This is a genomic window from Streptomyces sp. CB02261, assembly GCF_001905665.1.
In the GTDB taxonomy this organism is placed as follows: domain Bacteria; phylum Actinomycetota; class Actinomycetes; order Streptomycetales; family Streptomycetaceae; genus Streptomyces.
On record NZ_LIVX01000016.1, the window covers coordinates 1 to 17,407 of the forward strand.

13 protein-coding genes are annotated in these 17,407 nt (G+C 72.6%); 5 read left to right on the forward strand and 8 right to left on the reverse strand.

Going from position 1 to position 17,407, the window contains the following annotated elements:
• Positions 1–88 precede the first annotated feature (88 nt).
• Positions 89–1,348 (reverse strand): LCP family protein, encoded by a 1,260-nt coding sequence (locus AMK29_RS34725; RefSeq protein ID WP_198942390.1) that lies wholly within the window; start codon positions 1,346–1,348, stop codon positions 89–91.
• A 130-nt stretch (positions 1,349–1,478) separates the two neighbouring features.
• On the opposite strand from AMK29_RS34725, the gene AMK29_RS34730 reads away from it, so the two are divergent.
• Positions 1,479–2,012, forward strand: coding sequence for an acyl-CoA thioesterase (locus AMK29_RS34730; protein WP_241845817.1), 534 nt, complete (start codon positions 1,479–1,481; stop codon positions 2,010–2,012).
• 317 nt (positions 2,013–2,329) lie between these two features.
• Here the strand turns inward: AMK29_RS34730 and AMK29_RS34735 are convergent, their stop codons facing one another.
• Positions 2,330–3,796: an LCP family protein gene (locus AMK29_RS34735; protein WP_443334097.1), complete on the reverse strand. Its 1,467-nt coding sequence runs from the start codon at positions 3,794–3,796 to the stop codon at positions 2,330–2,332.
• A 126-nt stretch (positions 3,797–3,922) separates the two neighbouring features.
• Between AMK29_RS34735 and AMK29_RS34740 the strand changes: the two genes are divergently transcribed.
• Positions 3,923–4,948, forward strand: coding sequence for a glycosyltransferase family 2 protein (locus AMK29_RS34740; protein WP_073820077.1), 1,026 nt, complete (start codon positions 3,923–3,925; stop codon positions 4,946–4,948).
• Positions 4,949–5,018: 70 nt separating this feature from the next.
• Here AMK29_RS34740 and AMK29_RS34745 read toward each other — a convergent pair whose 3' ends face one another.
• The 4 genes from AMK29_RS34745 to AMK29_RS34760 all read right to left on the reverse strand — a co-directional run bounded on the left by AMK29_RS34745 (position 5,019) and on the right by AMK29_RS34760 (position 11,064).
• Positions 5,019–6,785, reverse strand: a complete 1,767-nt coding sequence (locus AMK29_RS34745; protein ID WP_398852369.1) for an LCP family protein — start codon at positions 6,783–6,785, stop codon at positions 5,019–5,021.
• 50 nt (positions 6,786–6,835) lie between these two features.
• Positions 6,836–8,566, reverse strand: a complete 1,731-nt coding sequence (locus AMK29_RS34750; RefSeq protein ID WP_073820078.1) for an LCP family protein — start codon at positions 8,564–8,566, stop codon at positions 6,836–6,838.
• 308 nt (positions 8,567–8,874) lie between these two features.
• Positions 8,875–10,134, reverse strand: a complete 1,260-nt coding sequence (locus AMK29_RS34755) for an LCP family protein (RefSeq protein ID WP_073820079.1) — start codon at positions 10,132–10,134, stop codon at positions 8,875–8,877.
• Positions 10,135–10,311: 177 nt separating this feature from the next.
• Positions 10,312–11,064 (reverse strand): TIGR03089 family protein, encoded by a 753-nt coding sequence (locus AMK29_RS34760; protein WP_073820080.1) that lies wholly within the window; start codon positions 11,062–11,064, stop codon positions 10,312–10,314.
• Positions 11,065–11,201: 137 nt separating this feature from the next.
• On the opposite strand from AMK29_RS34760, the gene AMK29_RS34765 reads away from it, so the two are divergent.
• The 3 genes from AMK29_RS34765 (at position 11,202) to AMK29_RS34775 (ending at position 15,055) form a co-directional block, all read left to right on the forward strand.
• Entirely contained in the window at positions 11,202–12,692 is a 1,491-nt protein-coding gene (locus tag AMK29_RS34765; RefSeq protein ID WP_073820081.1) for a peptidoglycan recognition protein family protein, read from the forward strand.
• Positions 12,693–12,796: 104 nt separating this feature from the next.
• The gene (locus AMK29_RS34770; RefSeq protein ID WP_073820082.1) at positions 12,797–13,879 is read left to right on the forward strand and encodes a nucleotidyltransferase family protein; all 1,083 of its coding nucleotides are present in this window, start codon (positions 12,797–12,799) and stop codon (positions 13,877–13,879) included.
• A 213-nt stretch (positions 13,880–14,092) separates the two neighbouring features.
• Complete coding sequence (locus AMK29_RS34775; protein ID WP_073820083.1) at positions 14,093–15,055, forward strand: DNA-3-methyladenine glycosylase family protein; 963 nt, start codon at positions 14,093–14,095, stop codon at positions 15,053–15,055.
• A gap of 82 nt (positions 15,056–15,137) precedes the next feature.
• On the opposite strand, the gene AMK29_RS34780 is transcribed toward AMK29_RS34775, so the two are convergent.
• Together AMK29_RS34780 and cofD are read right to left on the reverse strand one after the other, a co-directional pair.
• On the reverse strand, positions 15,138–16,445 hold the full coding sequence (locus AMK29_RS34780) for a coenzyme F420-0:L-glutamate ligase (RefSeq protein WP_073820084.1): 1,308 nt from the start codon (positions 16,443–16,445) through the stop codon (positions 15,138–15,140).
• Positions 16,442–17,398 (reverse strand): 2-phospho-L-lactate transferase, encoded by a 957-nt coding sequence (gene cofD, locus AMK29_RS34785; protein ID WP_073820085.1) that lies wholly within the window; start codon positions 17,396–17,398, stop codon positions 16,442–16,444. The genes AMK29_RS34780 and cofD overlap by 4 nt, the downstream gene beginning before the upstream one ends.
• Positions 17,399–17,407: the final 9 nt, after the last annotated feature.

The following is a 17,407-nucleotide window of genomic DNA, read 5'->3' on the forward strand; positions in this document are numbered from 1 at the left end:
CATGGCCCGCAACCTCCCGTAGGGGGGACACGAGAAGGGCGCCCCTCCCGGCGGGGGGAGGGGCGCCCTTCGTCGTGTGCGCGACCGGTCAGCGGTCCGCCTCGACGGTGACCTTCTCGTCGTTCTGGATCTGCTGCACCAGCTGCTTCACCTTCGGCATGTCCCACTTGAGGGAGCCCTGCGGCGCGCTGCCCGAGATCGGGATGTTCATGGACTTGCCGTCGCCGCCGCTGATGCCCTTCATGGCGAAGAACATCTTTCCGAGGTCGTACAGCGACATGTCCTTGTCCACGATCAGCGTGTCGAGACCGGCGCCCAGCGTCGGGTACAGCGCGAACGGGTTGAGGATCGTGCCCGGCGTCGCCGCCTGGTTGGCCAGGGCGGAGAGGAACTTCTGCTGGTTCTTCGTCCGCTGCAGGTCCGACTGGGCGAAGGCGTACCGGGTCCGGACGAAGGCCAGGGCCTGCTCGCCGTTGAGGGTCTGCGTGCCCGCCTGGAAGTCGGCGCCGGACTTCTTGTCCTTGAAGCCCTTGTCGATGTTCAGCTCGACACCGCCGAGCGCGTCCACGATGTTCGCGAAGCCGGCGAAGCCGATCTCCGCGTAGTGGTCGATGCGGAGGCCGGTGTTGAACTCGACGGTCCGCACGAGCAGCTCGGGGCCGTCCATGGCGTACGCCGCGTTCAGCTTGGAGCCGCCGCGGGCCGGGAAGGACTTGCCGGACTCGGAGCCGACGAAGTTCGGGATCGTCACCCAGGAGTCACGGGGGAGCGAGACCATCGTGTTCCCGCTGGAGCAGGCCGCGAGGATCATCATCGAGTCGGTCCGCTTACCCTCGGCGGAGCCGGTGTGCAGTTTCTTCTTCTCCTCGGCGGACATGCCCTCACGGCTGTCGGAGCCGACGATCAGATACGTCGTGCAGTCGCCCTCGGCCGGCCGCTCGATGACCTTGGACAGGTCGACCTCGTTGCGCATCTGGGAGCTGGCCCAGGCGTAGGTACCGATGCCCCAGGCGAGGACGCCGACGACCAGGACGATCGAGCCGACCTTGATGCGCTTGCGCCAGTCCGGCGCGGGGCGCCCGGGGCCGCCGGCGCCGGTGCTCGGCGCGTACTGCGGCGGCACGGTGCCGTGGCCGCCGCCCTGCGGGGCGCCGTAGACCTGGCCCGTGTTGTACCCGGAGTCGTACCCCGTGCCCTGGGCCTGCGTGAAGTTCGGGTTGGCCTGGTCGTAACGAGGCGGCTGCTGCGGAACCTGCGGACGCCGCACATGGCTCATGCGGCGAGGACCCTCCGGGTGGGGGTTCGAGCTGCCGCGGCCGTATCCGCCGTCATCGGGCCAGTCATTCATGCGGACCAGTGTGCCGGGCAGGGCTTCGCGGGCGACAGGCCGGGTGGAACTTCGGGCCCGGGCTGTTGCCAAGCTGATGCAAAGCGGACCGAACGGCGACGGCCGAGGGACCCGGCATATGGTGGAGGGCATGACAGATCAGGGCGATATTCCGGGCAAGCCCACCTCGGCCTCCCGCACCACCCTCAGCCACATCATGACCAGCCACGACACCAACCTCCTGGGTACCGTGCACGGCGGCGTGATCATGAAGCTGGTGGACGACGCGGCGGGCGCCGTCGCGGGCCGGCACTCGGGCGGACCGGCGGTCACCGCCTCGATGGACGAGATGGCCTTCCTGGAGCCGGTGCGGGTCGGGGACCTGCTCCATGTGAAGGCCCAGGTCAACTGGACCGGCCGGTCCTCCATGGAGGTCGGCGTCCGGGTCATGGCCGAGCGCTGGAACGAGTCCACGCCCGCCACCCAGGTCGGCTCCGCCTATCTGGTCTTCGCCGCCGTCGACGCGGACGGCAAGCCGCGCCGCGTCCCGCAGGTCATCCCGGAGACGGAGCAGGACAAGCGCCGCAACCAGGAGGCCCAGATCCGCCGCACCCACCGCCTGGCCCGCCGCGAGGCCATCAAGGACCTACGGGAACGCCGGGCGGCCGAGGGCTACGAGGACTAGCCGGACCGGGGCCCACGGCCGACGGGCCCACGGCTCCGGGTCCGCCTCGGAGCGCCGCCCTACGGACCCACGGCCCCGGGTCCGCCTCGAAGCGCGGCCCCGGGGACCCACGGCCCGCGGGTCCGCCTCGGAGCGCGCCGCCTACGGGCGAACCGGCCCCCGGTCCGGCTGGACGGGCCGCCCTACGGGCACACCACCTCGTCGCAGGTCCGCTCGGACGGGCCGCCCTACGGGCACACCACCTCGTCGCAGGTCCGCTCGGACGGGCCGCCCTACGGGCACACCACCTCGTCGCAGGTCCGCTCGGACGGGCCGCCCTATGGGCACACCACCTCGTCCCCCGTCACCGCCTCGAACGGTCCCGCCCGGCCCGGCTCCTCCGCCCGGACCGCCCGCACCCCCTTGTAGTCCGCGCCCACCGTCACCCGCAGCGTCCCGCCCCTCCCCGCCACCGGCTTCAGCTCCGCCCCCGGCAGCGCCGCCGCGAGGGTCTTCGCCGAGCGGTCCCAGCGCGGGTCGTACTCGACGACCGTCCGCGCCCGGTCCGTCCCCGGCGCGGTCATCGGCGTCCGCGTGGTGTCGAAGCCGGTGCCGCGCAGCGCGTCGTCGACCTTCCGGCCGAGCCCGTCCGTCCGGGTCCCGTTGTAGACCTGCACCCGGACCGTGCGCGGCGCCACGTCCACGACGACGTCCCTGGGCGCCTTGTCCGACGAGGCGGGCTTCGCGGGGGTGAGCGGCCGGTCCTCCCGCAGCGCCTGGAACAGCTTCTGCGCCTTCGCCGCGTCCCACTTCACCGTCGAGCCGATCCCCTTCACGGGGAAGCTCATGTCCCCGATCGGCACGGACACGAACTCCGACGACGCCGGGGTGAAGCCGCGCATCGCCTTGGCGAGGGCGAACAGCTGATCCGTACCGAAGTCCTCGTCGGCCCGGACCGAGCTGAGCAGGGCCGTGGCGACCTCCCGGAACCGCACCGGGTTGAACAGCACCCCGCCGCTGCTGATCCGCTCGACGAGCGCCGCGAGGAACCGCTGCTGCCGCTGCATCCGCCCGATGTCGGCGGCTCCGTCGATGTGCCGGGAGCGCACGTACTGCAGGGCCTGCCCGCCGTCGAGCTCATGGGTGCCGGCCTTCAGGTCGAGCCCCGTGTACGGGTCCTTCACCGGCCGGGCCGTACAGATCTGCACCCCGCCGACCGCGTCCACGGTCCGCATGAAGCTGGTGAAGTCGACCTCCAGATAGTGGTCGATCTTGACGCCGGTCATCGACTCGACGGTCCGCACGGTCAGCCCGGGCCCGCCCTCGGCGTACGCCGCGTTCAGCTTCACCGGATGCGCCTGGTGCTTCTCGCCGCTGGTGAGATCGGTGTGCTCGGGCATCTCGGCGTACGAGTCACGGGGCAGGCTCACCACGCTCGCCCGGTCCCGGTCCTCCGAGATGTGCACGAGCATCACCGTGTCGGTGCAGTGGCAGGGCGCGCCGCCGAGCCGGTACTTCTCCTTCTCCTCCGCGGTGATCCGGTCCCGCCCGTCGGTGCCGACGACGAGGACGTTCATCCCGTGCCCGGCCTGCGGCCGGTTCTTCATGTCCTTGAAGGGGTCGACCCGGGTGATCCCGGTGTTCAGGCCGGTCACCACCGCGTGCCCGATCCCGCCGGCCGCGAGGACCGTCACGGAGAGCGCCGTCGCCATCCGCATCCCCCACCGGGGCCGCCTCCGCCGCCGACGGACCGGCACGCGACGGGCGGCGGGCCGGGTACGGGGCGTGCGGGGCGGTGTGGGCACGGACGGACACCTCCGCGGGTGTGACAAGGGGAACCGTGAGCACGGTAGGCCCATACGATCAGCGCAAGGGCCCACCACCCGTGCGGCGCGCACCGGTGTCCCCCATTCGCGGTAACGTGGCGGACGATGAACGCCATGCCCCCCGTCTCCGTGATCATGCCGGTCCTCAACGAGGAGCGGCATCTGCGCACCTCGGTTCGTCACATCCTGGAGCAGGAGTACGACGGCGAGATGGAGGTGGTGATCGCGCTCGGCCCGTCCACGGACCGTACCGACGAGATCGCCGCCGAGCTCGTCCGCGAGGACTCCCGCGTCACGACCGTGCCGAATCCCACGGGCCGTACGCCCGCCGCTCTCAACGCGGCGATCAAGGCCTCACGTCACCCGATCGTGGTGCGCGTCGACGGCCACGGCATGCTCTCCCCGAACTACATCGCCACCGCCGTCCGGCTCCTGGAGGAGACCGGCGCGCAGAACGTCGGCGGTGTCATGCACGCCGAGGGTGAGAACGCCTGGGAGGACGCGGTCGCCGCCGCGATGACCTCGAAGATCGGCGTCGGCAACGCGGCCTTCCACACGGGCGGCGAAGCGGGCCCCGCGGAGACCGTGTACCTGGGTGTCTTCCGGCGCGAGGCGCTCGAACAGCAGGACGGCTACAACGTGGAGTTCATCCGCGCCCAGGACTGGGAGCTGAACTTTCGCATCCGCGAGGCCGGCGGCCTGATCTGGTTCTCGCCGGAGCTCCGCGTCCAGTACCGCCCGCGTCCCTCCGTGAAGGCGCTCGCCAAGCAGTACAAGGACTACGGCCGTTGGCGCCACGTGGTGGCCCGCTACCACCAGGGCTCCATCAACCTCCGCTACCTGGCCCCGCCGACCGCCGTCTGCGCCATCGCCGCCGGCCTGGTCGTGGGCGCCGTCCTCACCCCGCTCGGCTTCGTGATCCCGGCCGGCTACCTCGCCGCGATCACGGCCGGCTCGGTCCCGGCGGGCAAGGGCCTCCCGCTGAAGGCCCGCCTCCAGATCCCGGTGGCGCTCGCGACGATGCACATGTCCTGGGGCTACGGCTTCCTGACGAGCCCCCGCTCCCTCGCGAAGAAGGTCATCGCGAGCCGTCGCCCCGCCGTGCGGACGGGCGAGTCCGAGACGGTCTGACACCTCCCGTACGAGAACGGCGGCCGGGTCCCTCGCGGGGCCCGGCCGCCGTGTCGTACCCGGGGGACGGTCAGCTCTTCCCGTCCCACTTGTAGACCGAGTAGATGTCCATGCAGGTCGACTTGTCGTCGGCGCCCGCGGGCAGGTCGCCGGCCTCCACCGCCGGAGCCTTGAAGACGGCCCCCTCGCGCCAGTCCGCGCCGACGACGAGCGTGATGCCCTCCACCTTGGCGTCGGGCCGGACCTTGGCCTCCGGGAGGCCGAGGGCCTTCGCCACGGACACCGCGTTCGCCCGGCCCTGGTCGCCGTCCGCCTTCGGGTACATGACGACCGAGTCCTCGCGCGGCTGCGCCTCCTTGGAGGCCTCCGCCTGCGTGAAGCCCTTGCCGGTCAGGGTCTCGGTGACGGCCTTGGCGCGTCCCTCGACGGGCGCCTCGTCCGTACCGGCGGTGCCGTTGGCGACCGTGACGGCGAAGGAGCCGGGGGCCTCGGCGGTGGCCTTCGGCTTCGCCGGCGTGCTCGGCTTCGGCTTGGCCGTGGCCGGCTTGCCGTTCTTGTCGAAGGCGATGTCGTCACGGAGCATCGCCCACATCTTGTCGGCGGACGACTTGACCATCTGGAGCTTGTTCCGGTCCTGGGACCACTCGACCGTGGGGACCGTCGCCGTCGTCAGACGGTTCATCTTCACGTTCTTGAGCTGCATCGACAGGTCGAAGAGCTTCTTCACCGACTTCAGTTCGTCGGAGACCTGGAGCGCCTTGGTGGCGGTTTCGGCGAGCCCCGTCAGCTGACCGGTGTCGCTCCAGGCGTTCTGCTTCTGGAGCTTCTCGACCATGCCGTTGAGGTACATGTGCTGTGCCTTGGCGCGGCCCTGGTCGTTGCCGAAGGCGTGGCGGGTACGGAGCCACTGCAGGGCCTGCTTGCCCTGGATCTCCGTGGTGCCCGCCTTGAGCTTGAGACCCGAACCGCCCTTGACCCGGCGGGTGGGCCTGTCCCAGACCCCGGTCTTCACGCAGACGGGGACGCCCCCGACCTCGTCGGCCATCGCCACCACACCCGCGAAGTCGATCATCATCCAGTGGTCGATGTAGACCCCGGTGATGCTCTCCCAGGTGGTGAGGGTGCAGCCCGGACCGCCGCGCCCCAGCGTCTCGTTGATCGGGGCGGTGTTCGTCGCCTGGAAGGTCGAGCCGTCCTCGCCCTTGCACTCCGGGATGGGCACGATCGTGTCGCGCGGGATGGTGACGATGGAGGCGTTCTGCCGGTCGGCGGAGACGTGCAGCAGCATCTGGACGTCCGCGAGCGGCTTCGCCTCGCGGAGGTTCTTGCCGCCGCCGAGCGCCACGTTCTTGGCGTCCGCCCGGCTGTCGGAGCCGATCAGGAGGATGTTCAGCGGGGTGTCGCCGAGCGCGTTCGGCGGGGCCTTCTGCACACCGCTGTCACCGCCCGCGCGCGAGCCGCCGCGGATGTTGCCGTTCAGGTGCTCGTAGTACAGGTATCCGGCGCCGGCCGTGCCGAGTATCAGCACCGACATGGTGATCGCGACCCAGCGCAGCACCTTGCGCTTGCCGGACTTCTTGGCGCGCCGGCGGGCCGCGGCCCGGCCGCCCGCGCCCGCACCTCCGGCCGCACCACGGCCGGCACCCGCGGCGGTGCCGCGTCGGCGCTCGGCGCGGGTCGACGCGGGCGCGTCCGCTGCCGCCGCCTTCTCCCCGGGCTCGTCACCGCCGGCGCCGGTGGCCTCCGCGGCGCCGTGCAGCTCGTCGTCCCAGCCCAGTTCTCGGGCGCGCGGAACGCGTCCCCGCGTTCCCTCCCCGCGCACGCTGTTCTGTCCCACCCCAGGTCCCCTCGTGAGTCAGGAGTGCGCCGAGTCCCGGTGTTTCCGGGTCACTTGGCGCACACCTGCTTGTCTGCTTGTACCTTCTCGACGTCCGGCGCCTTCGTCGGACCGTTGATGGGCACCCCCGCGCCCTTGAAGTCGGCGCCGAGGACGAGCGTCATGGGCTCGCGTTCCCCGGCCGCCTGTGTGCCCGGCTTGAGCGCCGTGGCGGCCAGACCCATCATGTCCGCGAGCGCGCGGGCCTGATCGGCCTGGTTCGGTGCGTAGGTGAGCGTGGTCTTCGCCGCCTTCTCGGGGGCGTTGCTCTTGTTGGTGGAGCGGTTCACGCCCTGCTCGTTCTGCAGCCAGTTGATGGTCGACTGGGCCGCGCCCCGGATGCCGCTGCCGTTGTAGACGTCGACCCGCACGTCGGCGGGCTGGGCGCGCACGCCCTGGAGGAGCTTGGCCTGGGCCAGCGCCTGGGCGTTCTTGGCGTCCTGCGTCTTCTTCTTCACCTCGGTCAGCGAGATGTCGGCCTGCAGCGCGGCGAAGAGCTGGGGTGCCTGCGTCGGATGCGGCACCACGGTGATCGGCTTGGGCTCGTCCGGGTTGTCGATCACCGGGAGCGTCGCGAAGGAGATGTTCTTCGTGTCGATCCCGGAGAGCTCCTTGGCCAGGTCCTGGAGCTTGGACAGGGACCCTATGCCCTTGTCGACGGTGAGCGCGTTCGTCGCCGCCTCCGCGAGGTCGAGCAGCTTGGTCGGGCTGGTGAGCGTCTCGTCCGACTTCATCTGGCGGATCATGGAGCCCAGGAACTGCTGCTGGATCTTGATCCGGTCGAGGTCGCTCTTGTTGCCGAAGCTGGAGCGGGTCCGGACGAAGGCGAGGGCGTCCTCGCCCTCGATGACCGACTCGCCGGCCGGCAGCTTCAGGTGCGACTTGGGGTCGTCCACGGCCTTCTCGACGCAGACCTTCACGCCGCCGACGGCCGTGGTCAGCTCCTTCACCGCGTTGAAGTCGACCATCATGAAGTGGTCGACGGTCAGGCCGGTCAGCTCCTTGACCGTACGCATGGTGCAGCCGGGGTCGCGGCCGTCCTGCCCGAGGCTGACGTTGAAGCGGGCCTGCTGCTGGGCGGGGATCGTCAGGATCGACCCGTCCTCCCGCCGCGACTGGCACTCGGGGATCGTCGTCATCAGGTCGCGCGGGATGGAGAGGGCGGTGGCGTTGGTGCGGTCCTTGGCGACGTGGAAGAGGATCGTGGTGTCCGCGTGGCCGGGGCTGTTCTTGTCGCCGTAGCCGCCGTTGCCCTGGCCGGTCCGCTTGTCGGTGCCGATGATCAGGATGTTGAAGGCCTCGCCCTTGCGGAAGCCCTTGCTCTCGAGACCGACGGGGTCGACGACGTCGATGTTGCCGTCCAGCTTGTTGTAGAGCAGATACGCCCCGGTCGCGCCCCCCACCAGCACGAGCGCCATCGTCCCGCCGGTCCACAGGAGGACCTTCTTCTTGCGGGACGCGCCCTGCTTGCGCTTGCGGCGGCTCGCGGGCGGCTGCTGGGCTCCGCCGCCCGGCTCGGTGACCCGGCGCCGGCGCTGTCCGGGGACGGGCGCCTCGACGGGGGCCTCGGCCGGCGTGGGCGAGGGGACGGTGGCTCTACGGGGCCTGGTCGGCGTCTGCGGGGTCGTCGGCTGCCCTGCGGAGTGGTCCAGTCGCAGTTCGTAGTTGCCGGTCTGCGGGTTGAGCACCCACTGGTCGGCGGGGTCGATCTCGTCCGCCCGTCCACGGCTGTGCGCGTCCACGGTTACTCGAGTCCTCCGTCGGTGCCACGCGAGGCGCCTTCCCCACGGGGCGCCGCTCTCTCGTTCGTTCGATCCTTGGTGAGTGCGACCACGTGGTCGGGATGCACCGGATCGCGTCACACTATCCGCCCAGTTCAGCGTGGGGCGACGCGCGTGACAAATTCCACGCCCCTTACAACCGGGCAATTTGCTCAAACCTCATCCCTCCCCGCCCTCCCCTTGGTGCGCCCTTTACCCACCGTCCCCACAGCCCCCTGGGAGCGGTCTCCTCCCCCGGGCCGTCCCGCCGGCCCGGCCCCGCCGGCCGTCTAGGAGCACACCCCTTCCGCGGCGTTCCGACCCGTGAACGTCGGGGTCACGGACGGTGCCGGGGTGTCCGCGTCATCGGGTTTCCCGTCCGAGCCGGTGCCCCGCCCGTCGTCGTCCTTGTCGCCGGGCTCGACCACGACGGGCCTGTCCTCCCTCAGCTCCTTGAAGAGTTGACTCGCCGCCGGCTGTACCAGTTCGTCCCGATTCGCGTCGTATCGGTAGGGGCGGCGGGGAACCGTGAGGAACTGCACCTTCTCGGTCGGGACCGACCGCATCGACCGCGCCAGGTTGTACAGGTCGCGCAGCGAGTCCAGGCCCGCGTCGGTGGTGATCGCCTTGGTGGCCGCGTCCAGGACCGGATAGAGCTTGGTCGGGTTCAGCAGGACCCCGTCGCTCTGCACCTTGTTGACCAGCGCGCCGAGGAACTGCTGCTGGCGGTCCATGCGTTCCGTGTCGCTGCCGTCGCCGATCGACTTCCGGGCGCGGACGAAGCCGAGGGCCTGCTCCCCGCGGAGCGTCTGCCGGCCCGCCGGCAGCTTCAGCTTGGCGTCGTGGTCGTCCACGGGCTCCTTGAGGCAGACCTCCACGCCGTCGACCGCGTCCACCATCTTCTTGAAGCCGCGGAAGTCGATCACCATGTGGTGGTCCACCCGGATCCCGGTCAGCTTCTCGACGGTACGGATCGTGCACGCCGTACCGCCGAACTCGAAGGCCCAGTTGAACTGCGCGAACTGCTCGCCGGTCCGGGTCCCGTCGGCCTTGAGGCAGCTCGGGATCGTCACCATCAGGTCGCGGGGGAGGGAGACGGCGGTCGCGCTCGACTTCCCCGCCGAGAGGTGCAGCAGGATCATCGTGTCGGAGTGCTGGGTGCCCTTGTCCCTGCCGTACTTGCGGTTGCCCTCGCCGGCCCGGGTGTCCGAGCCGATGAGCAGGATGTTCCGCGCGGCCGACACGACGGCGGCCGGGCGCTCCTTCTCGTACCTCCGCAGCTCGGCGGCGGCGGTGGTGTCCGTGGTGATGTTGCCGTCGAGCTTCCGGTAGAACCACCAGCCGACCCCGGCCGCGACGAGCAGCACGACCGAGACGCCGAGGGCGGTCCACCGCAGCCAGTGGCGCCGGCGGCGCGGCTCCTCCGGGGCGGCGGGCGCCGGGCGCTCCGCCGCGGAGGACGCGGCGGGCGCCGTGCCCTCCGCGGAAGGGGGATCCCCGTCCGGCGGAGGGGGATCCGGTTCGGCGGGCGTGCCCGCGCGGTCCGTCACGTCTCAGTCCGTCCTTCATGGCGTCGGCGGCACGCCGGGCGGCCGCCGGTCGTAGAGGGAGACGGCCGAACCCGACACATGGTTGTACGGAAGGAGTCGTCTCCCCCTGCGCCGATCATGTACCGGACGGCGCGCCCGGGCCCGGGGACCCGGCGCGTCCTGAGCCGAACGGGTGCGTCAGACGGCCGTGACCGTCACCCGCTCGCTCTCCACCCGCTTGGCGAGGGACTCGGGCGCGAGCAGATCCGCGTTCCGGCAGAGGACCACGGAGCCGCCGGCCGCGAGGGGCGCGTACAGACCGGTCGACAGCCCCTTCCAGTCGCCGTACCCGAGCCCGGAGAGCAGTCGGGCGCCAGGGGCGAGGCCGAGGGCCTCCGCGTCCGCGCGGGCCTGCTCGACGAGCTGCGCGCCACTGCGCTCCGTACCGTCGACGACGAGCGCGGCGGCATCCGGATCGACCGGTACGAAGGGGGCGAAGCGGTCACCCTGGCTCGGCACCTCGACCGCGTAGTCCGCGTATCCGACGGGCACGGCCGGGAAGCGCCGGCCCATCGGGGCGAGCGAGAGCGCGATCCGCTCCCCGGAGCACGCGAGGCCCGCGTCGAGCGCGTCGGGCCCCGCGACCACGAGGTCCGCGTCCGCCGGGTCACCGCCGATCTCCGCGGCGACGCCCACGGAGGAGCAGGCGAGCAGCCAGACGGCGGTCTGCCAGTGCGCGGGCAGCAGCAGCGCGAGCCGGTCGCCCGGAGCGGCGGACAGTTCGCCCTGGAGCAGGTTCGCCGTCTTGGCCACCCAATTGGCGAAGGTGGCGACGGACAATTCCACCCGCTCACCGGTGGCGTCGTCGTAGAAGGTGACCAAGGGGCGGGCGGGGTCCGCGGCGAGCGCGGATCGCAGCAGGTCGGCGGGGGTGCGGTCGCTGGCGTTCACGCCGGACAGCGTATCCGCGCGGCCGCGCGGAGGTCCGCCGTACCGGTGACACCGTCCACCGGTCGGCCCGACACGCCGACGGTTTCCGGGCCTTCTTCCGGCGCGCGGAACGGCTCCCGGCTCCGCACGATCGGCCCATGCGTCACTCACTCGCGTCCTCGATCGCCGCCGGATGCGCGGCGGTCCTCGCCCTGCCGGTCTCCCTCGCCGCGCCCGCGGCGGCCGAGGTCCCCCAGACGCTCCAGCCGCCACCGTCGCTCTCCGCGCTGCCACCCGCGCCCGACCTCTCCGGCGCCACCCAGTCCCTGCCGCTGGAACCGCTGACCGGTGACTCCGACCGGTCCCTGGGCGGTGGGGCGGACGGGACGGAGGCGCAGGGGCTCACCCGGCTCGACGTCCAGCCCTTCTCGCTCGTCGGTGTCGTGTGGGACGACCCGGCGGCCGCCCTGCACGGCACCGTCCAGGTCCGCACCCGCTCCGCCGCGGACGGTGCGTGGTCGCCGTGGCAGGACGTCGAGACCCACAACGACGACCACGGCGCCGACCCCGACACCGCGGAGGGCGCCGGCCGGGCGCTCAAGGGCTCCACGGCCCCGCTGTGGGTGGGCGACTCGGACGGCGTCGAGATCCGCGTACAGGGCGAGGAACCCCTCCCCGAGGGCCTGCGCCTGGAGCTGGTCGACCCGGGCGAGGACCCGGCGGAAGCCGCTCCCGAACCCGAGCCGGAGGGCACGCCGGTGGTCGCTCCCGCGATCTCTCCCGTGTCACGGACCGCCGTGGCCGCCCTGGTCCAGGCCGGTCTCGGCGCGGCGGAGGCCGCGGTCAGCGCGGTCAACGCCCAGCTCGCCCCGTACGGCGCGGCCTGGATCCCGGCCCTGTCGAAGGAAGCCACCGAGTTCACGGTCCCGTACGCCCCCTACACGCCCTACGCGCAGCCGGCGGCGGAGCTCAAGGAGCCGGCCGAGGAACTGGCCGTGCTGCCGGCCGAGGCCGCCCCGGCACCGGCCGCCGCGAAGCCGTACATCGGCCCCCGTCCCAAGATCATCACGCGCAAGGGCTGGGGCGCCGACGAGCGGATCCGCGAGAAGGGCTTCGTCTACACGAAGAGCATCAAGGCGGCCTTCGTGCACCACAGCGCGACCGGCAACAACTACACCTGCGCCCAGGCGCCCTCCGTCCTGCGCAGTATCTACCGCTACCACGTCCTGAGCAGCGGATGGCGGGACTTCGGCTACAACTTCGCCGTCGACAAGTGCGGGAACATCTACGAAGGTCGAGCGGGGGGCGTGGCCAAGCCCGTCCTCGGCGCGCACACCCTCGGGTTCAACACCAACAGCATGGGCATCGCCGTCCTCGGCACCTTCAGCAAGACCACCCCGCCGGCCGCCGCCGTGACCGCCGTCGCCCGCCTGACGGCCTGGAAGCTCGGGCTGCACGGGGTGAACCCGAAGGGGACCTCGTACCTCGTCTCCGGGGGCGGGAACCTGTACGCGAAGGGCAAGACGGTACGGTTCAACGCCATCGCGGGACACCGTGACGGATTCGCCACGGAGTGTCCCGGGGCGCGGCTGTACGGCAAGCTCGGGACGGCCCGTGTGAGCTCCGCGAAGTACCAGGGGAGAAGCTGATGGGGTCATCGGGGCAACCATCTGCCTAAACTGACCGGTCATATCGCACGGACGACCGAGGCGGGCGTGCTGACCGACCCCGAACAGGAAGCAGAGACGACAAGGTGACAGAAGCGATCCTCCTGGTCGGTGGCAAGGGAACAAGGCTGCGACCCCTCACGGTCAACACGCCGAAGCCCATGGTCCCGGCGGCGGGCGTCCCCTTCCTGACGCACCAGCTGGCCCGCGCCCGCGCCGCCGGCGTCGAGCACATCGTGCTCGCCACCTCCTACCTGGCCGAGGTCTTCGAGCCGCACTTCGGGGACGGCTCCGCGCTCGGCCTGAGCCTGGAGTACGTCACCGAGGAGGAGCCGCTCGGCACCGGCGGCGCGATACGCAACGTCGCCTCGCGGCTGCACTCGGGCCCCGACGACCCGGTCCTGATCTTCAACGGGGACATCCTCACGGGCCTCGACATCGGGGCCCTCGTCGACACCCACTCCTCGTCCGGCGCGGACGTCTCCCTCCACCTCACCCGGGTCGAGGACCCGCGCGCCTTCGGCCTGGTCCCCACGGACGCCACCGGCCGCGTCACGGCCTTCCTGGAGAAGCCGCAGACGCCCGAGGAGATCGTCACCGACCAGATCAACGCGGGCGCGTACGTGTTCCGGCGCTCGGTCATCGACACCATCCCCGCGGGCCGCCCGGTCTCGGTCGAGCGGGAGACCTTCCCGGAGCTCCTCTCCTCCGGCGCCCACCTCCAGGGCATGGTCGACTCCACGTACTGGCTGGACCTCGGCACCCCGCAGGCCTTCGTCCGCGGCTCCGCCGACCTGGTCCTCGGCCGCGCCCCCTCCCCGGCCGTCCCGGGCCGCTGCGGCGACCGCCTGGTCCTGCCGACGGCACGCGTCGCCCCGGACGCCAAGCTGACCGGCGGCACGGTCGTCGGCGCGGACGCGGTGGTCGGCGAGGGCGCGCGCATCTCGGGCTCCACGCTCCTGGCGGGCGCTGTCGTCGAACCGGGCGCGGTGATCACCGACTCCCTCATAGGCGCGGGCGCCCGCATCGGCGCGCGTACGGTCCTCACGGGCGCGGTCATCGGCGACGGGGCCCACGTGGGCCCCGACAACGAACTCCGCGACGGTGTGCGCGTCTGGTGCGACGCCACCCTCCCCGCGGCGACGGTCCGCTTCTCCTCGGACCAGTAGCCGACACGGTCGACTCGTCGTGGCACCCGTTCCCAGGTGGGAGCGGGTGCCCACGACACCCGCGCGCGTCCGGCCCCGGACTCGCCGCCCCGACAGCCTGTGACGGCGCCGCACCAGGCGCCGCCCACGCCGGGCCGCCCCCGCGCCCACGCCGGGCCGCCCCCGCGCGCACCACGGACCGCCCCCGCACGGCACCCGGCTACGCTCGTATCCATGGCCGGCCGCTTCACACCCCCCACGAACCCCACCCGCACCACGGTGCGCGGCGGCCACGCGCCGGTCCCCGTCACGGAGGGCGCCCCGCTCGACCTCGGCCTCACCCTCGGCCCGCTCCGCCGCGGCGCCGCCGACCCGACCTTCCGCACCACCCCCGACGGCTCCGTCTGGCGGGCCAGCCGCACCCCCGACGGCCCCGGCACCCTCCGCGTCCGTGTGCACGGGGGCTCGGCCGCGGCCGAGGCCTGGGGCCCGGGAGCGGCCTGGCTCCTGGACCGCCTCCCCGCGCTGCTCGGCGCCGACGACGACCCGGCCGCCTTCGTCCCCCGCCACAAGCTGGTCCTGGCGACGCACCGCCGCCGCCCGGGCCTCCGCCTCACCCGCACCGGCCTGGTCCTGGAGTCGCTGATCCCCTCGGTCCTGGAGCAGAAGGTCACGGCGGACGAGGCGTACCGCTCCTGGCGGGTGCTCGTGCGGAAGTTCGGCGAGCCCGCGCCGGGCCCCGCCCCCGAGGGCATGCACGTGATGCCGGACGCGCGTACGTGGGCGATGATCCCGTCCTGGGAGTGGCACCGCGCCAACGTCGACGGCAAGCGCTCGGCCACGATCGTCCGCGCCGCCCGGGTGGCGGCGCGCCTGGAGGAGGCCGCGCACATGGCCCCGCCGGCGGCCCGGCACCGCCTGGAACTGATCCCCGGCATCGGCCCCTGGACGAGCGCCGAGACGATCCAGCGCAGCAACGGCGCCCCGGACGAGGTCACCACCGGCGACCTCCACCTCCCCGGCATCATCGGCTGGGCGCTCGTGGGCGACCGCACCACCGACGACGCGGCGATGCTGGACCTCCTGGCCCCCTACGCGGGCCAGCGCCACCGCGCGGCCCGCCTGATCCTCCTCAGCGGCCGCGTCCCACCCCGCAGGGCACCCAGGATGACCCCGGGTGACATCACGGCGATCTAGAGGGTGACCCGGCCCGGTCCGACGGATCAGCCCGACCCCGGACCCGACGAGGCCCCCGGCCACGCCGGAGCGCCCCCGCCCCTCACCGCACCTCGATGAACTCCGCCGCCCCCCGCGCCGCCCGTTCCCTCGAGGCGCCCGCCGGGTGGCCGATCGCCACCGCGCCGAGCGGGTCCCACGCGGCCGGCAGGTCGAGGACCTCCCGTACGACGTCCCGGCAGAACATCGTCGAGGACACCCACGCCGAGCCAAGCCGCTCACCCGCGAGCGCCACCAGGAAGTTCTGTACGCCCGCGCCCGCCGCCACCACGAACATCTCGCGCTCGGCCGTGTCCCGGCGCGGGTCGCCGTAGTGGTGGGAGCCGTCCATGACGAGGCAGGGCACCGCCAGGTACGGCGCGTTCCGCAGGACGTCCCCGCGCCGCACCCGCTTGGCGATCGACTCCTCGGACCTGCCGTCCCGCCGCAGGTCCGCGATCCACGCGTCCCGCATCGCGTCGAGCAACCGCACCCGGGACGCCGCCGACTCCAGGAGCACGAACCGCCACGGCGTGGTGTGGTGCGGGGCCGGAGCCGTCACGGCCGCGGCGACCGCACGCCGTACGGCCCCCGGGTCGACCGGGTCGGCGGTGAACTCCCGTACGGTCCGCCGCAGCGTCACCGCCTCGCGCACGGCCTCCGACGTACCGAGCCGGAACATGTCGTCGGCCGCGCCGCGCACCAGCGCCCGGGCGCCCGGCTCCTCGTCCCCGGCGACCACGTGCGGCAGGCCACGGACGACGGCGACCGGAAGACCGGCCGCCTTGCCCTTCACCAGGTCGCCCGCGGCGGCGAGTTCGTCGGCGGTGGCGACCACGGTCGCGTTCAGCGGATTGCCGTGCGCGTCGGTCCCGCCGCGCAGGTCGTCGAGGACCCGCACGCCGGCCGCCCCGATGGCCACGTCGGTGAGCCCGCTGCGCCAGGGCCGCCCGAAGGTGTCCGTGACGACGACGCCCACGTCGACGCCGAGGGCCTCGCGCAGCCCCGAACGGATCCGCCGGGCCGAGGCGTCGGGGTCCTCGGGCAGCAACAGCACCGTCCCGGGCCGGGTGTTGGACGCGTCGACCCCGGCGGCGGCCATGACGAGCCCCTGCCGGTTCTCGACGATCCGCAGGGCGCCGCGCCGCGCCACGACCCGTACGGTCTCCGCGTCGATGGCCTCCTCGCGGTCGTCGGCCGCGACCACCCGCCCCTCGGCCTTGCTCACGATCTTGGAGGTGACGAGGAGGACGTCCCCGTCGACGAGGTCCGGCGAGACGGAGGCGATCAGCTTGGCGAGATCGTCCCCGGCCTCCACCTCCGGCAGCCCGGGCAGCGCCCAGACCCGGTACGAGGGCGGTGCGGGCGTCACCCGCGGACCTCCTCGGCGAGCGCCAGTGCCTCCCGCGCCATCGCGGCCGTCGCCTCGACGTCGGTCATCATCAGCGGGACCGCCCGGCAGCGGATGCCCGCCGCCTCCACCTCCGCGACGGCGCCCGCGTCGACGGTGTCGACGAGCCAGCCGTCGACGAGTTCGGAGCCGTAGTTCCGGGCGACGGCGGCCGCCGTCGCCTCCACCCCCACGGCCGCCAGCACCTTGTCGGCCATGCCGCGCACAGGCGCGTCCCCGACGATGGGGGAGAGGCCCACGACGGGCGCGTCGGCGGCGACGATCGCCTCACGGATGCCGGGCACGGCCAGGATCGTCCCGACGCTCACCACCGGGTTCGACGGCGGGAAGAGGATCACGTCCGCCTCGGCGACGGCCTCCAGGACGCCCGGCGCGGGCTTCGCGGCCTCCGCGCCCACCGGCACGACCGCCTTCGCGTCGACGGAGGCGCGCAGCTTCACCCAGTACTCCTGGAAGTGCACCGCGCGCTGCTCGCCGTCGACCTCGATCGCCACATGGGTCTCGACGCGGTCGTCGGACATGGGCAGGAGGCGTACGCCGGGCTGCCAGCGGGCGCACAGCGCCTCCGTGACGGCGCTCAGCGGGTAGCCCGCGCCGAGCATCTGCGTCCGGACGATGTGGGTCGCGAAGTCCCGGTCGCCGAGGCCGAACCACTCGGGCCCGACCCCGTACGCCGCGAGCTCCTCCTTCACGGTGAAGGACTCGTCGTCGCGGCCCCAGCCCTGCCCCTCGTCGATGCCACCGCCGAGGGTGTACATCACCGTGTCCAGGTCGGGGCAGACCTTCAGCCCGAAGAGATGGATGTCGTCACCGGTGTTGCCGATGACCGTGATCTCCGCGTCCGGCGCGGCCTGCTTGAGGCCGCGAAGGAAACGGGCACCACCGATGCCGCCGGCCAGAACCACAATGCGCATGCGCGCAGT

What these genes read in the sequence shown, in the direction of transcription:
- AMK29_RS34725 (WP_198942390.1), bottom strand. Translation starts at nt 1,348, where the DNA reads ATGAATGACTGGCCCGATGACGGCGGATACGGCCGCGGCAGCTCGAAC.
- AMK29_RS34730 (WP_241845817.1), top strand. Translation starts at nt 1,479, where the DNA reads ATGACAGATCAGGGCGATATTCCGGGCAAGCCCACCTCGGCCTCCCGC.
- AMK29_RS34740 (WP_073820077.1), top strand. Translation starts at nt 3,923, where the DNA reads ATGAACGCCATGCCCCCCGTCTCCGTGATCATGCCGGTCCTCAACGAG.
- AMK29_RS34765 (WP_073820081.1), top strand. Translation starts at nt 11,202, where the DNA reads ATGCGTCACTCACTCGCGTCCTCGATCGCCGCCGGATGCGCGGCGGTC.
- AMK29_RS34775 (WP_073820083.1), top strand. Translation starts at nt 14,093, where the DNA reads ATGGCCGGCCGCTTCACACCCCCCACGAACCCCACCCGCACCACGGTG.
- cofD (WP_073820085.1), bottom strand. Translation starts at nt 17,398, where the DNA reads ATGCGCATTGTGGTTCTGGCCGGCGGCATCGGTGGTGCCCGTTTCCTT.